Genomic DNA, 14,382 nt, shown 5'->3' on the forward strand with positions numbered 1-14,382 from the left:
GGAAAGGCGCATTTCTTTTAACGTGAACGCGCTCTTTCCCTTTCATGCGACCACACGTGATATCAACGTGCATGTTGCCGTTACGTTCCTGCCGGAACAGTCAGAGCCTGACCGCGGGCGCTGGTTTTGGGCCTATCATATCCGTATCGAAAATAGCGGGGATCAGCCCGTGCAGTTGCTGACGCGCCATTGGGTAATCACTGATGGGCGCGGCGCACAGCATCGTGTGGACGGTGATGGCGTCGTGGGCGAGCAGCCGGTGGTGCAGCCGGGGAAAAGTTATGACTATGTTTCGGGTTGCCCCCTCAATACGCCGACAGGATCGATGCGCGGGCATTATCATATGATCGGCGCCAGCGGGGAGACGTTCGACATCGCTATCCCTCATTTCGCGCTCGTAGCCCCGGCGATTGCCGAATGAAGCGTACGCATTTGCCGTTGAACGGTCTGCGCGTGCTGGATGCGGCTGCGCGACACCTTTCCTTTACTCGGGCTGCTGATGAGCTGGCGGTGACACCGGCAGCCGTTGGCCAGCAGATCCGGGCGCTGGAGGATCTGCTGGGCGTCGTGCTGTTTCGCCGCACGCCGAAGGGTCTGGAACTGACCCCGGAAACCGAAGCAGGCCTTGAAGCCTTGCGCGCGGGCTTTCTGGAATTTGAAGAAGCGGTGCGCGCCATGCAGGCGGGACAATCCAGTTCTTCGCTGACTATCGCCGCCCCACGAGACGTCACGGCAAAATGGCTGCAACCGCGCCTCGCCAGCTATGCGGCGAACCAGCCCGATCTCAAATTCGCTCTGGTTGCAGCGGATGAGACGCTGGATTTCACGGAGGCTAATCTGGACCTCGCATTGCGGCTGGCCGACGGGCCAGGCGAGCATGAAGGGGTGAAGCTGGGCGAGGCGAGTTTCGTCACTGTCGAAGCGGCTGGGGGAAGTCCGGCGCATCGCGTCGATTGGCCGGGCTGTCCAACAGGGAGCGAACCGGCGGCGATCCGGGTTGCTGACGCCGGGCTCGCCATTGAAGCCGCGATCAACGGCTTTGGACGAGCAACCGTGCCGCTGCTGCTCGCGCAGGCTGATATTGAGGCGGGCAGGGTACGGCAAGTTGGGGAGCCGGAGGCGTCTGCTCTGGCCTATTGGTTGATCGCGCCGCTGCCCCAATGGCGGCAGAAGAAGGTGAAGGCGCTGATCGAGGCGCTTCTCTCCTGAACCGGGGCTTCGCTTCCGGCCTTTCGTTGGTGCGAGGCCGTCGCGCATCGAGGAGTAGGCGGATGACCTTTCGCGGCTTCAACCATAGTGGACGAGCATGTGCGCTGCTGCTGCTTTCCCTGGCGCCTCCCGCATGGGGGCAAGCGCCCTATGTTGCCGATGTTACCGAGGCGCGAGAGAAGCAATGGCGATCATTGGTGGCGGAAGCGCAGACCGCTTACACAGGCGGACGATTGTCTGAAGGCACAGAAGCTGCGCGCAAGGCGCTCGCGCTGGCTGACGAACTGTTCGGGGCTGATGATCCGCGCACGCTGATTTCGGCCAATGATCTGGCTCTGCTGCTGGAGGGGATGGGCAATCATCGCGAGGCCGAACAATTGCTCCGCCGAGTGTTCGACAGCTATTTGCGCACGCGGGGCGAAGATGACCCCAATTGCCAGATGGCGCTGGAAAACCTGATCGATTTCTATCTGGCGCGCAAACGGACGGACGCGGCTGGGCCGTTGGTGGGATATGCGTTGGATCTTTTTCGCCGGACAACAGGCGCCGCCAGCGAGCGCACGCAGCGCATGGAAAAAATAGCGGCGCAAATGCCTGAGCCCGATCCAGTTATTCCGGTGAACTGACGATCGCGTTTCGGCCTCCATTCGCCGACTATATCGATGATTATAGCCCTTAGGGTGAATTGCTAAACCATCCGCCGCTGCTATCCCCACGCCACCATCGGACGGCGACGTTCATTTCCCCAATGTCTGGTCAGTGCGCGCATTGGCATGAGTTGGGGGAGCGGGCGCTGACACCGGATATAATTCCGTTGGGTCGCAAAAATGAGCGGGCGGCTGGCCGAAGGGCTGGCCGTCCGCTTATCGTTTCCAAGACATTGTTGGCCACCAGGGCGCCCGGAAGTAGCTCCATAGCTTCAGCGATACCTTCCGAGTCGTTGCCCGACAGCACTCCGATCATTAGCCTGCATTAAATATAGGGTATAATACCAACGATATACTGCATGTGAAATACATATACCTGTAGTAATAGAGCATGGGTTATTTTTCGGCCGCTATCGTATTTAAATGGTTAACAAAAGTTGATTTTTGGTGACTCTATTTATCCCCGCCTAATATGATCGCTCATCGGGTCAGAAGTATAAGGCAATAGGATTAATCCGGGGCGGGGAGGGCCAATAAGGCCTTGCCAACGGAAGATCGCAGACAATGGGCAATAGCTGATCCGCTAATGCCATGAGTCGATGAAGATGGAATTTCTCGATGCATGCGCGTTGAGGAAGCGGTCTTCTGCGCACTTCTTTGAACCGTCCCATGATGACAGGTGGGATGGAAAGATGGATTTCGAGCGCGAATGGAATGTCGATGCCGCCGCTGACCGTCAGCAAGCGCATGATCCGGTGTTGGATGCACTCGCTGCTCGGGTAAAGGGGCACCATATCCAGCCAGGCACAATGCGCACGGTGGCCGCTGGCCCGGATGGCGTTGTCGTCCTTCCTGCCGGAACCGACATCAATCAAATAGAGGTCGATGGCCGCAACCTGATCGTCACGTTGCCGGACGGCACTCAGATGGTGATCCTGGACGGCGCGGTCGTAATGCCGCACATCGTTGTCGGCGACGTGGAAATCCCTTCGGTCAACCTTGCGGCGCTGTTGATCGGCGAGGAACCACAGCCCGCTGCGGGTCCGGCCCGCAGTTCTGGCGGCAATTTCCTGGCAGCCGAGGGCGACGTGGGAAATCCTCACGGCCTGGGCGACCTGCTCCCACCGACCGAATTGGCCTTTACGCAGCCTGAAGAGCGGGAAATCCTCCCCGTCGCGCCGAATGAGGAAGATCATGTGCCTGAACTGGAGGTTCCCACCTCCGGCCCTGGCACTGTCGTGGACGAGTCCGGCCTGGGCACGGTAAACCGTCCCGGCGGATCTCCTGGTTCGAACGAACCGGCCCCGGTCGAGACGACAGCCGGCACCATAACCTATGTCGCGGTCGATACACCCGCAACGATCAGCATCAACGGCCAGGTCGTCACTGGACCGGGGCAAACGATCACCGGCGCCCACGGCACGCTGACGATCACCAGTGTTGCTCCAGGTGCGATCGAATACAGCTATACATTAGCCGACAATACCTCGGGCGATACCGTGACCGACAATTTCACGGTAACGGTTACCGATGCTGACGGGGACAGCGTCACCAAGGCGCTGGTGGTCAACGTCATCGACGACGTGCCTACCGCGCACGATGACCTGGCTCACCAGGGTACAGAGGGTGCGCCGGTCGTCATCAACGCCTTTGCCAATGATGTGTTCGGCGCTGATGGGGTCGATATCGACAACAATCCCGCCGTGCGCGTGACGATTGTCAGCGGTCCAGCAGAAGGAGCGGTGGCGTACGACCCCGCGACCGGGCTGTTCACCTTCACGCCGGCGGCTGGGCAGGAAGGCACGGCAACCTTTATCTACCAGATTCAGGATGGCGATGGCGATACCTCCCAGGCGACAGTCACTGTTACCCTGGAGCCCGATTCCACGCCGACTGTGGAGGTTCAGGCTGGGTCGGACACGCTGGTCGATGAGTCTGCGCTCAATCCCAATGGTTCCAATGCTGAATCCACGGCGGAGACCGCCGCTGGAACGCTGATCGTCACGACCGGAAACGACACGGTCGGCTCGCTGGTCATCAATAATGTGGATGTGACCAACGGCGGGACCGTCCAGGGCAGCTTCGGCACCCTGACCATCACTGGATCTCCGGCATCCGGATACAGCTATAGCTATACGTTGGAAACGGCCACATCGGGCGACAACACGAAGGATAGCTTCGCCGTCACTATTACCGACAGTGATGGAGACACCGCAGGCACGACGCTGACTATCGGTATCGTGGATGACCAGCCGCACGCCATTGATGATGTCGGCAATGTTGTCGTGGAAGATGCTGCCACCAACAGCCTGTCCGGCAATGTGCTGAGCAACGATGTGTCTGGTGCGGATACGCCCAAGAGCTTTGTTGCCTGGGGTGCCGACGCAGCGGTGGTGGCGCAGCTCAACAGCTACGGCACGCTGGTGCAGAACAGCGACGGCAGCTGGAGCTATGTTCTGGACAACAGCCGGGCAGCGACCCAGGCGCTGGGCAGCGGGTTCAGCCAGGACTTCACGCTGCATTATACGATGCAGGATGCCGATGGCGACCAGTCGCCCGCGACCCTGACGATTACGGTGAAGGGCGCAGACGACAGCGCGAGGGTGGTGACGGCGGCGGCGACGGGTCCGGATGCGACCGTCTATGAAGCAGGCCTGCCGAGCGGCACCGCGCACGACGGCAGCCATGTGACGAGCGGCAGCTTCACGGTGAGCGCGACCGACGGGATCGCGAGCATCACGGTGGGGGGCACGAGCTTCACCCTGGCGCAGATGCAGGCGTTCGCCGCGACCAATGGCGTTGTGAACACGGGCGAGGGGACGCTGCTGCTGACCGGCTACAATGCCGCGACCGGAGCGGTGAGCTACAGCTACACGCTGCTCGCGACGATCGACAATGACAGCAAGGCAGGCGCCACCGGCACCGAGTTTGACGACAGCGTCACGGTGAGCGTGACCGGCATCAGCGGCACCAGCGGCAGCGACACGCTGGTCGTGCGGATCGTCGATGATGCGCCGCATGCGGTCAATGATGCAGGCGGCACGCTGACCGAGGATGTGGCGGGTAGCCTGTCCGGCAATGTGCTGAGCAACGACGTGTCTGGTGCGGATACGCCCAAGAGCTTTGTTGCCTGGGGCGCGGACGCAGCGGTGGTGGCGGAGCTGAACAGCTACGGCACGCTGGTGCAGAACAGCGACGGCAGCTGGAGCTATGTGCTGGACAACAGCCGGGCAGCGACCCAGGCGCTGGGCAGCGGGTTCAGCCAGGACTTCACGCTGCATTATACGATGCAGGATGCCGATGGCGACCAGTCGCCTGCGACCCTGACGATCACGGTGAAAGGTGCGGACGACAGCGCGACCGTGGTGACGGCGGCGGCGACGGGTCCGGATGCGACCGTCTATGAGGCGGGGCTGCCGAGCGGCACCGCGCATGACGGCAGCCACGTGACCAGCGGCAGCTTCACGGTCTCGGCGACCGACGGGATCGCGAGCATCACGGTGGGGAGCACGAGCTTCACTTTGGCGCAGATGCAGGCGTTCGCCGCGACCAATGGCGTTGTGAACACAGGCGAGGGGACGCTGCTGCTGACCGGCTACAATGCCGCGACCGGGGCGGTGAGCTACAGCTACACGCTGCTCGCGACGATCGACAATGACAGCAAGGCAGGCGCGACCGGCACCGAGTTTGACGACAGCGTCACGGTGAGCGTGACCGGCATCAGCGGCACCAGCGGCAGCGACACGCTGGTCGTGCGGATCGTCGATGATGCGCCGCATGCGGTCAATGATGCAGGCGGCACGCTGACCGAGGATGTGGCGGGTAGCCTGTCCGGCAATGTGCTGAGCAACGATGTGTCTGGTGCGGATACGCCCAAGAGCTTTGTTGCCTGGGGTGCCGACGCAGCGGTGGTGGCGCAGCTCAACAGCTACGGCACGCTGGTGCAGAACAGCGACGGCAGCTGGAGCTATGTTCTGGACAACAGCCGGGCAGCGACCCAGGCGCTGGGCAGCGGGTTCAGCCAGGACTTCACGCTGCATTATACGATGCAGGATGCCGATGGCGACCAGTCGCCCGCGACCCTGACGATTACGGTGAAGGGCGCAGACGACAGCGCGAGGGTGGTGACGGCGGCGGCGACGGGTCCGGATGCGACCGTCTATGAAGCAGGCCTGCCGAGCGGCACCGCGCACGACGGCAGCCATGTGACGAGCGGCAGCTTCACGGTGAGCGCGACCGACGGGATCGCGAGCATCACGGTGGGGGGCACGAGCTTCACCCTGGCGCAGATGCAGGCGTTCGCCGCGACCAATGGCGTTGTGAACACGGGCGAGGGGACGCTGCTGCTGACCGGCTACAATGCCGCGACCGGAGCGGTGAGCTACAGCTACACGCTGCTCGCGACGATCGACAATGACAGCAAGGCAGGCGCCACCGGCACCGAGTTTGACGACAGCGTCACGGTGAGCGTGACCGGCATCAGCGGCACCAGCGGCAGCGACACGCTGGTCGTGCGGATCGTCGATGATGCGCCGCATGCGGTCAATGATGCAGGCGGCACGCTGACCGAGGATGTGGCGGGTAGCCTGTCCGGCAATGTGCTGAGCAACGACGTGTCTGGTGCGGATACGCCCAAGAGCTTTGTTGCCTGGGGCGCGGACGCAGCGGTGGTGGCGGAGCTGAACAGCTACGGCACGCTGGTGCAGAACAGCGACGGCAGCTGGAGCTATGTGCTGGACAACAGCCGGGCAGCGACCCAGGCGCTGGGCAGCGGGTTCAGCCAGGACTTCACGCTGCATTATACGATGCAGGATGCCGATGGCGACCAGTCGCCTGCGACCCTGACGATCACGGTGAAAGGTGCGGACGACAGCGCGACCGTGGTGACGGCGGCGGCGACGGGTCCGGATGCGACCGTCTATGAGGCGGGGCTGCCGAGCGGCACCGCGCATGACGGCAGCCACGTGACCAGCGGCAGCTTCACGGTCTCGGCGACCGACGGGATCGCGAGCATCACGGTGGGGAGCACGAGCTTCACTTTGGCGCAGATGCAGGCGTTCGCCGCGACCAATGGCGTTGTGAACACAGGCGAGGGGACGCTGCTGCTGACCGGCTACAATGCCGCGACCGGGGCGGTGAGCTACAGCTACACGCTGCTCGCGACGATCGACAATGACAGCAAGGCAGGCGCGACCGGCACCGAGTTTGACGACAGCGTCACGGTGAGCGTGACCGGCATCAGCGGCACCAGCGGCAGCGACACGCTGGTCGTGCGGATCGTCGATGATGCGCCGCATGCGGTTAATGATGCGGACAGCGTGACGGAAAGTCTTGGCAACAAGGCCGACGGCAATGTGTTCACCGGGGTCGGCGGCACAGATGCTAACTCGACCGATGGCACGGCGGACACGATCGGCGCGGACGGCGCGGCGCCTGGCGGTGCGGTCACGGGGGCTCGGGTGGGCACCGAAGCTGGTGGCGGCGCGCTGACGGGGGTGAGCGCTGCGGGTACGACGATCAGCGGTACTTATGGCGACCTGCTGATCAAGTCGGATGGCAGCTATACCTATACGCTCAAGACCGCGTCGATCCCGGCGGGCGTGACGAGCGAGACCTTCACCTACCAGATCAAGGATGGGGACGGCGACACAGACCTGGCCCAGCTGGTGATCAGCCTGAACCAGGATGGCCGCGTGCCCGATGTGACGGGCGACACGAGCACGGTCTATGAGGATGGCCTGGCCGACGGTTTGCAGCATGGTGCGGCCAGCGAGACCGACACGACCGGTCAGTTCAAGGTCAACGCCAATGGCGAGAGCTACACGCTGACGCTTGATGGCGACCTCAACCCGGCGCAGGCGATCACGGCGGTGGGGCAGCAGGTGTTTACGAGCAAGGGCGTGCTGACGATCACCTCGATCTCGGCGCCGGACGTGAACGGCGTCGTAACCTATGGCTATAGCTATACGCTGGATCATGCGCTGACGCACACCGGCCAGGGCGAGATCAACCCGCTGACCGACACGATCAGCATGACGGTGACCGACGCCACTGGCGATAGCGACGCGACGCCTGGATCGATCGTCGTCTCTATTGTGGATGATGTTCCGACATTGTCTTCCGTCACGGATTTGTCGGTGGCGAATTCCATTCACACCTATAGCGGGAATGATATCAACTTCACCTATGGTGCAGATCAGGCGGGCAGCATCACGCTGACCCATCTGACTGACATAACGGGCATCGTTTACACGGGCGACGGCACCGGCGTGGTGACGGCCAGCGTGAACGGAAATCCCTATTTCACGGTATCCGTTGATCAGGTGACAGGCGATTATACCGTGGACGTGCTGACTACACGACCAGTGGTCGATACGCCGCTCAGCTTCAGCAACATCGCGCCTGGCAATTACACGACGGTTACCCTGCCAGGGGGGCAGGTGTTCGACGGCGTTTCTTACGCCAACGGGACGACCACCGCCCAAGCCTTCACCAACGATGGATCGACGATCAATCCGTCAGGCAATGGCTTTGGCGTGGCGAACAACCTCGTCAATGACAATGAAGGCTTCCTGTTCAGCAGTCACGACTCTTCGTCCCTGAGCTTCGACGTTAATTTCCAGCCGAACACATCGACGGTGACGGTGAGCTGGGCCACCTACGCGGGCGGCACGCCAACAGGTGGCGCGGTGCCACTTCAAACCGGGACTTTCCTCGTCACGAAGGACGCTGACGGAATTAGCCATGTCGATATCGATCCGACACTCGATTTTGATCATATGGTGGTCCGCTTCGACTATACCGGCAGCGGCAATCCGGCGGCGCGCGTTGAAAATTTCAGCGTAACGCAGCAGGTCATTCCTGACGATCAGGTGCTGCAGTTCGCAGTCACGGTGAAGGACGCAGATGGCGACATTGTCACCAGCACGACGCCCACCACCACGATCGATGTTACCTTCCAAGGCGGAGCGCCGGTTCCGCCGGTCGCGATCGACCTGGATGGTGACGGTCTGGAATTTGTCGATCGTTCGCTGGGTGTCACCCACGATTATGGCAGCGGCACGGTCAAGACGGCATGGGTCTCTTCCGACGACGGCCTGCTCGCTCATGCGACCGGCGGATCTTACGATATCGTCTTCGCCGACGATGCGCCGGGGGCGAAGAGCGATCTGGAAGGCCTGCGCCTTGCCTATGACGGCAATGGCGATGGCGTGTTCGACGCTCATGATGCCGCTTACTCCGAATTCGGTGTCTGGCAGGATCTGAACAGCAACGGTGTGGTCGATGGCGGTGAGTTCAAGTCGCTGGCCGACATGGGCATCGCATCGATCAAGCTGACCTCTGATGGCCAGAGCTATCAGGCAGCGGGCGGCGACGTGACAGTGCTGGGGGAAGCGACCTTCACCCGTACTGACGGCACGACGGGCACTGTCGGCGACGTGGTGTTCGCCACCTCCAGGGATGTCGATCTCGCCAAGACGGAAAGCACGACCAGCGGCTTCAACCAGGCGCTGATAGCGGCGAGCCTGGTGGCGGTGGCTGGTGCTGCCGAGACGGTGGAGCAGGCGCCTGCTCCGGTCGTTGCTCAGACCGAGACGACGGTGGATACCGTACCGACGGCTACTACCAGCACGGCGTCCGAGCCTGCCAACGAAGGTGACGCAAGCACATCGGTGTCGAGCGAAAGCCAGGATAGCCATGCTGCGGATCAGCCGGTCGAACGGGCGAGCCACAGCGGCAGCGACGATGCGGCTCCAGATCATTCGACGCTTGCGGGCGGCGATGATGCACCGGTTCATGCCGCCAATGATGATGGCCAGGCGCAGCCCGCGCTGGACGATCATCAGGGCTTGCTCGCCCAGGCGGTCAATCTCTCGGTCTTCGATGGCAATGCGGCGGCGCTCGTTGCGGCGCATGAGGCGGCTCCGAATGCTCAAGCAGCACAGGTGGTGGCCGAAGCTTTGGGCCATGCAGGGACGCCAAACATCGACGCACTGCTGGCCGCGTTGCCAGGGGGCGAGCATGCGCCAGTGCTGCTCAATCCTGTTGCGGGCGACGCTGCCGATGCAGGCCATCTGATGGCGATGGCGGCCAGTGTCTTCGATGCGGCGATGGTCGCGCATGAAGCGATGGCGGTCGCTCACGGGTGATCGCCATGGTTCGGATTTCTCGCGGGAATATTTGGGGGAGAATGATTATGCGGAACAGGTTGAGAAGCATCGCTTCCTTCGGCCTAGCGGCGGGGATGATATCGACGGGGGCCTTGGCGGCACCCGCTTCGCCCCTGCTGCAGATGGGCAATTCGGAGCTCAAAGGCGCGCTCAAGAGCCGTTATGACACGGCGGTTGCGGCGACCGGCGACGCCAGCTTACGGGCAGCGCAGGACAGCCGCTGGACCTGGGCCGTGGAGGCTAAGAACCAGTGCGGCATTGCGCTGGGCTTCATGAAATCCGGCACTAAGGATGCGGACAGCATCAATAAGTGCGACGACTTTGTGGCACGCCTTTCGGCGCCGCCACCGCCGCCGGTGCCGACCGCAGCTTCAGCCCCACCCGCGCTGGACTGCACGGCACCGGCGGTGTCCATCTTCTTCGACTGGAACATGGACACGCCGCTGCCCGAGGGCGCAGCGACGATCAACCAGATCACGCAAACGGCCGCCCAGTGCGGTTGGACGCGGTTCGGCGTCACCGGCTACACCGATACGTCGGGCGGGACACGCTATAATGACGGCCTGTCGCTGCGCCGGGCGCAGACTGTCGCCGGGCTGATGAGCCAGGGTGGCATCGCGATGGACGCGATGACCGTCAGCGGGCTGGGCGAGACCCAGCTGAAAATCGAAACTGCCGACAATGTGCGCGAACCGATGAACCGTCGGGTCGAAGTCACTGCCAGCACGAATTGAGGGGAGCGCAATCATGACAATCCTGCGCAAGACATGCGGCAGCCTGATGGCGCTGTGCGCCGCGACCATGGCAACGACCGGCTGGGCACAGACCACGGACCTGAAGAGCGCCATCGCGGCCGCGATCGACAGTCATCCGGAAATCAACCAGGCGATCCAGAACAAGGAAGCGATCGAGTTCGAACGCGAGCAGGCCAAGGGGTTGTATCTGCCCCGGGTCAGCGTGGAAGGATCGGCTGGCATACGTCGGCTGGAGAATAACACGCGCCGGACGCTCGGCATCGGCGACCAGACGCTCTATCCGCTGGAAGCAAGTGTGCTGGCCGAAGAAACGCTGTTCGATTCGGGCTATCGCGGTGCTGAAAAGCGGCGTCAGGCAGCGCGGATCGACGGAGCTGCGCTGCGCGTGGGCGAGCGGTCGCAGTTTGTCGCGCTGAACGTCACGCGGCAGTATCTGGACTATATGCTGCAACAGCGGGTCGTCGCGGCGGCTGAGGATAATATCGCTTTCCATCGCAAGCTGCTCGGCGATCTGGGCGAGGGCGTGTCGAAGGGGTCGATCAGCATCGCCGACCAACAGCAGGCCGAAGAGCGGTTGCAATCCGCGCTGGTCCGCAAGAGCGAAGCCGAGCAGGACCTGACCAACGCAGCGATCAGCTTCCGCACGCTGACCGGTCTTTCGATCGATCAGGTGTCGATGCCCGATGCGGTGACGAGCGCTGTACCGCCGACGCTGGACGAAGCGATTGCGGGCGCGCGGGCCAACAACCCGCTGATCCGGGAAGCTGAAGCTGACATCCAGGCGGCGCATGCAGTCGTCGACGAGGCGAAGTCCGAGCTTGGCCCCAAGGTGGTGCTGGAAGGGCGCGGCCGCGTCGGTGAGGATGTGGACGGCTTTCGTGGCAGTACCAATGATGTGCAAGGCCGTGTCGTCCTGCGCTGGCAGCTGTTCGATGGCGGTATCAACCGGGCGAAGGTCCAGGAAATGACGCGCCGTGCTAGCGAGGCGCGTTTCCGGCTCAGCCAGCGTCAGCGCGAGGCGGAAGATGATGTCCGCACTGCCTGGAACCGTTGGGATACGGAAAAGAAGCGGCTGACCGACTTGTCGCGTCAGGGCACCGTGTCTGATTCCCTGCTGGTGTCCTATCGCGAGCAGTTCAACGTCGGACGCCGTTCACTGCTTGACGTGCTGGATACGCAAAATACCCGCTTCAATACGCAGGTGCGGACGGAAACCGCCCGCTTCTCCGAAATCTTCGCGCAATATCAGATCCTGGCGGCGACCAACCAGTTGCTCGACACTCTGGGGATAGCCCAGCCTTCGGGCGCCAATCCCTATGCGCGCAAGAAATATGATGTCCCGGACCTGCCGCCCGCCGAATTGCAGCGGCGGCGCTATCCGGGCTGAGTTTCCATCTTTGGGGTCACCCCGGCTTCGGCCGGGGTGGCGCGGGGTAAACAATGTTGGAACGAAGCACATTAAGTCTGGCCGAATGGCTGGACCATCAGAGTTCGCCCGGTGACGAGCTGACCGAATGCATCGCCCATGTGGCGCGGCATTTCGATCGATCGCCGGGGATCGTGGCTCTACGGGCGGGTCTTGCCGTTGATGAATCCGGGCGTTTGCCCTTTCATCAGGCGGAATCCGCGCTGGATCAGATCGGCCTGCTGAGCGATCATGTCCGCGGGCGGCTCGACAAATGGCGGCCCGCCAACCTGCCAGCCATCCTGCCGCTAAGGGGCGAGCGTTTTCTCCTCCTGCTGGACATCAAGCAGGGCGATGCGCTGGTTCAATTGCCTCATGCGAGCGAGCCGGTATGGGCGCGGCTTTCCGACCTGGAATCCTATTTCACCGGCGAGGCGCTGGTGGTCATGGCCGATCACGGCCGCGAACGGGCCGAGGAAAGGCCGTGGGACGAGCGGGCGCGGCAGCATTGGTTCTGGCGCGAAGTCTGGCGGGCGCGGGGGTCCTTTGGCTATGTCATGCTGGCGGCGGGGATCATCAACCTTCTCGCCTTCGCGTTGCCGCTGTTCACGATGAACGTCTATGACCGGATCATTCCGAACAAGGCCGCTTCCAGCCTGTGGGTATTGGGCGCGGGCGTCATGCTGGCCTTTGGGCTGGATTTTGCTTTGCGGCTCGCTCGGGCGCGGCTGGTTGACGAGGCTGGCCGGGAAATTGACGAACGACTGTCGCAGCGGTTGTTCGAGAAGGTGATGAACGTGCCGCTCGCTAGCCGCGCGGGCAGCACTGGTGCGCTGGCACGACGCGTGTCGGAATTCGAAAGCGTCCGGGAATTTTTCACATCGACCACCGTGGTGCTGGTGGTGGATATCAGCTTCCTGTTTGTGTTTGTCGGCATCATCGCGCTGCTGGGCGGATGGCTCGCGGTCGTGCCTGTCGTCATGATCGGCATCATGGCCATAGCGGGCTTTTTCCTTCAGCGCTCTATGGCCAGCCTGTCGCGTGATGCGCAAGCGGACTCGAGCCTGCAAAGCGCCGCGCTAGTGGAAGCGATCGGGGGCATCGAAACGCTGAAGGCCTGCCGCGCCGAAGGGCGGATGCTGGACAGGTGGCGCCGTTACGCCAGGATGAGCGCATCGACGCAGGAAAAGCTGCGACGGTTGAGCTCGACGAGCGTGACACTCGCATCGCTATGCCAGCAGGTGACTAGCATCGCGTTGGTGATCGGCGGATTTTACATGTTCGCGGCGGGCGAGATCACCATGGGTGCGATCATCGCTATCGTCATGCTGGCTGGCCGGTCATTGGCGCCGGTTGGACAGCTGGCCTTCGTCATCGTGCGAGCACGGCAGGCGATGACGACTTTGGGCAGCCTCCAGACGCTGATCGATCAGCCGGACGAGCGGCTGGACGGAGCGCGTGGTATCATCCCGAAGGTGCGCAAGGGCGCGATCGTCGCCAAGGGGCTGGAATTCAGCTATCCGGGCGCCACTCAGCCCAGCCTCAAAGGCATTGATCTGCGCGTCGAACCCGGCGAACGGATCGGCATCATCGGGCGCGTGGCGTCGGGCAAATCGACGCTGGGGCGGGTGCTGTGCGGCCTTTATCCTCCGGGCGGTGGCATGTTGACCATCGATGATGTGGATAGCCGCCAATATCATCCGCACGAACTGCGCGCTGCCTTCCGCTATGTTGGACAGGATGCGGAACTGTTCAGCGGGTCGGTGCGGGAAAATCTGCTGCTGGGCGCGCGGGACGCCGACGATGAGAAGTTGCTGGACGCGCTGGAGCGTTCGGGCGCGTCGCGCTTCTTTGGACGGGATGCCGCCGGGTTCGACCTTCATATCGGTGAGCGCGGCGGTCGCCTGTCAGGCGGGCAGCGGAGCTTCCTGGTGCTGGCGCGGGCGTTGGTGGAGCCGACCAGGCTGCTCTTCCTCGATGAGCCGACCGGGGCGATGGATAATCAGACGGAAAATCTGTTTGTCGATCATCTGGCAAAGGCGCTGGAGCCCGAACAGACGCTGATCGTATCGACGCACCGCCATGCCCTGCTGCGGATCGTGGATCGGTTGATCGTGATCGACCAAGGTGTGGTTCTGGCGGACGGGCCGCGCGATGAGGTTATTGGGCAGCTTCAGAAAGGAGCGGTCCAATGA

Annotated in this window: 7 protein-coding genes; all 7 read left to right on the forward strand. The window is 62.7% G+C overall.

Features of this window, described 5'->3' with window-relative positions; translation table 11 throughout:
- The first annotated feature begins 22 nt into the window (after window positions 1-22).
- A complete protein-coding gene (apaG, locus tag AC6JBC_RS05660; protein WP_464788415.1) occupies window positions 23-421 on the forward strand; it encodes a Co2+/Mg2+ efflux facilitator ApaG/CorD in 399 nt (132 codons plus the stop codon).
- Complete coding sequence (locus tag AC6JBC_RS05665; RefSeq protein WP_464788416.1) at window positions 418-1,209, forward strand: LysR family transcriptional regulator; 792 nt, start codon at window positions 418-420, stop codon at window positions 1,207-1,209. The genes apaG and AC6JBC_RS05665 overlap by 4 nt, the downstream gene beginning before the upstream one ends.
- 62 nt (window positions 1,210-1,271) lie before the next feature.
- Window positions 1,272-1,835 (forward strand): tetratricopeptide repeat protein, encoded by a 564-nt coding sequence (locus AC6JBC_RS05670; RefSeq protein ID WP_498025858.1) that lies wholly within the window; start codon window positions 1,272-1,274, stop codon window positions 1,833-1,835.
- A gap of 713 nt (window positions 1,836-2,548) precedes the next feature.
- Window positions 2,549-10,006 (forward strand): cadherin-like domain-containing protein, encoded by a 7,458-nt coding sequence (locus AC6JBC_RS05675; RefSeq protein WP_498025859.1) that lies wholly within the window; start codon window positions 2,549-2,551, stop codon window positions 10,004-10,006.
- Window positions 10,007-10,053: 47 nt separating this feature from the next.
- Window positions 10,054-10,761: an OmpA family protein gene (locus AC6JBC_RS05680; RefSeq protein WP_498025860.1), complete on the forward strand. Its 708-nt coding sequence runs from the start codon at window positions 10,054-10,056 to the stop codon at window positions 10,759-10,761.
- Window positions 10,762-10,774: 13 nt separating this feature from the next.
- The gene (locus tag AC6JBC_RS05685) at window positions 10,775-12,169 is read left to right on the forward strand and encodes a TolC family protein (protein WP_498025861.1); all 1,395 of its coding nucleotides are present in this window, start codon (window positions 10,775-10,777) and stop codon (window positions 12,167-12,169) included.
- 53 nt (window positions 12,170-12,222) lie between these two features.
- Window positions 12,223-14,382, forward strand: a complete 2,160-nt coding sequence (locus tag AC6JBC_RS05690) for a type I secretion system permease/ATPase (protein ID WP_498025862.1) — start codon at window positions 12,223-12,225, stop codon at window positions 14,380-14,382.

The organism is Sphingobium sp. RC1, assembly GCF_059738765.1.

Bases quoted from the DNA above. Each gene is read 5' to 3' on its own strand.
- AC6JBC_RS05665 (WP_464788416.1), top strand. From the start codon at position 418: ATGAAGCGTACGCATTTGCCGTTGAACGGTCTGCGCGTGCTGGATGCG.
- AC6JBC_RS05670 (WP_498025858.1), top strand. From the start codon at position 1,272: ATGACCTTTCGCGGCTTCAACCATAGTGGACGAGCATGTGCGCTGCTG.
- AC6JBC_RS05675 (WP_498025859.1), top strand. From the start codon at position 2,549: ATGGATTTCGAGCGCGAATGGAATGTCGATGCCGCCGCTGACCGTCAG.
- AC6JBC_RS05680 (WP_498025860.1), top strand. From the start codon at position 10,054: ATGCGGAACAGGTTGAGAAGCATCGCTTCCTTCGGCCTAGCGGCGGGG.
- AC6JBC_RS05685 (WP_498025861.1), top strand. From the start codon at position 10,775: ATGACAATCCTGCGCAAGACATGCGGCAGCCTGATGGCGCTGTGCGCC.
- AC6JBC_RS05690 (WP_498025862.1), top strand. From the start codon at position 12,223: ATGTTGGAACGAAGCACATTAAGTCTGGCCGAATGGCTGGACCATCAG.